Origin of the sequence: Streptomyces sp. PA03-6a, assembly GCF_033792765.1 — a bacterium.
GTDB lineage: Bacteria > Actinomycetota > Actinomycetes > Streptomycetales > Streptomycetaceae > Actinacidiphila.
This window is the reverse complement of record NZ_JARAVK010000474.1, coordinates 1-1,745: the sequence shown is the minus strand read 5'-3', so window position 1 is coordinate 1,745 and position 1,745 is coordinate 1. Positions and strand designations below refer to the sequence as shown.

The 1,745-nt window shown below is 58.2% G+C and carries 1 rRNA gene; it reads left to right on the top strand.

What is annotated here, in order from left to right:
• Nucleotides 1-48 precede the first annotated feature (48 nt).
• Nucleotides 49-1,745 (top strand): 23S ribosomal RNA (locus PV350_RS45635); the annotation flags it as partial.

The window sequence follows — 1,745 nt, the reverse complement described above, 5'->3', positions numbered from 1 at the left end:
GGTGACGGGTCGTTGTTTGAGAACTGCATAGTGGACGCGAGCATCTGTGGCCAAGTTTTTAAGGGCGCACGGTGGATGCCTTGGCACCAGGAACCGATGAAGGACGTGGGAGGCCACGATAGGCCCCGGGGAGCTGTCAACCGAGCTTTGATCCGGGGGTGTCCGAATGGGGAAACCCGGCAGTCGTCATGGGCTGTCACCCGCTGCTGAACACATAGGCAGTGTGGAGGGAACGCGGGGAAGTGAAACATCTCAGTACCCGCAGGAAGAGAAAACAACCGTGATTCCGGGAGTAGTGGCGAGCGAAACCGGATGAGGCCAAACCGTATGCGTGTGATACCCGGCAGGGGTTGCGCATGTGGGGTTGTGGGATCGTACTTCAGTCGTCTGCCGGCGGCTGGGCGAGTCAGAAACCGTTGATGTAGGCGAAGGACATGCGAAAGGTCCGGCGTAGAGGGTAAGACCCCCGTAGCTGAAACATTAGCGGCTTGCTTGTACGACACCCAAGTAGCACGGGGCCCGAGAAATCCCGTGTGAATCTGGCGGGACCACCCGCTAAGCCTAAATATTCCCTGGTGACCGATAGCGGATAGTACCGTGAGGGAATGGTGAAAAGTACCGCGGGAGCGGAGTGAAATAGTACCTGAAACCGTGTGCCTACAAGCCGTGGGAGCGTCGGACATCAGCTTGCTGGTGTCTCGTGACTGCGTGCCTTTTGAAGAATGAGCCTGCGAGTTTGCGGTGTGTGGCGAGGTTAACCCGTGTGGGGTAGCCGTAGCGAAAGCGAGTCCGAATAGGGCGACTCAGTCGCACGCCCAAGACCCGAAGCGGAGTGATCTAGCCATGGGCAGGTTGAAGCGTGGGTAAGACCGCGTGGAGGACCGAACCCACCAGGGTTGAAAACCTGGGGGATGACCTGTGGTTAGGGGTGAAAGGCCAATCAAACTCCGTGATAGCTGGTTCTCCCCGAAATGCATTTAGGTGCAGCGTCGTGTGTTTCTTGCCGGAGGTAGAGCACTGGATAGGCGATGGGCCCTACCGGGTTACTGACCTTAGCCAAACTCCGAATGCCGGTAAGTGAGAGCGCGGCAGTGAGACTGCGGGGGATAAGCTCCGTGGTCGAGAGGGAAACAGCCCAGAGCATCGACTAAGGCCCCTAAGCGTACGCTAAGTGGGAAAGGATGTGGAGTCGCACAGACAACCAGGAGGTTGGCTTAGAAGCAGCCACCCTTGAAAGAGTGCGTAATAGCTCACTGGTCAAGTGATTCCGCGCCGACAATGTAGCGGGGCTCAAGCGTACCGCCGAAGTCGTGTCATTGCAGCAATACTCCCAACGGAGGCTGTGATGGGTAGGGGAGCGTCGTGTGCCGGGTGAAGCGGCCCTGTAAGGGAGTCGTGGACGGTTCACGAGTGAGAATGCAGGCATGAGTAGCGATACAAGAGTGGGAAACTCTTGCGCCGATTGACTAAGGGTTCCTGGGTCAAGCTGATCTGCCCAGGGTAAGTCGGGACCTAAGGCGAGGCCGACAGGCGTAGTCGATGGACAACCGGTTGATATTCCGGTACCCGCTTTGAAGCGCCAGCGCTGAATCTGGTGATGCTAAGGCCGTGAAGCCGCCCTTGATCTCTTCGGAGTGATGGGGAGTGGTGGAGCCGCTGAACCTATCCAGTAGTAGGTGAGCGATGGGGTGACGCAGGAAGGTAGTCCAGCCCGGGCGGTGGTTGTCCCGGGGTAAGGGTGTAGG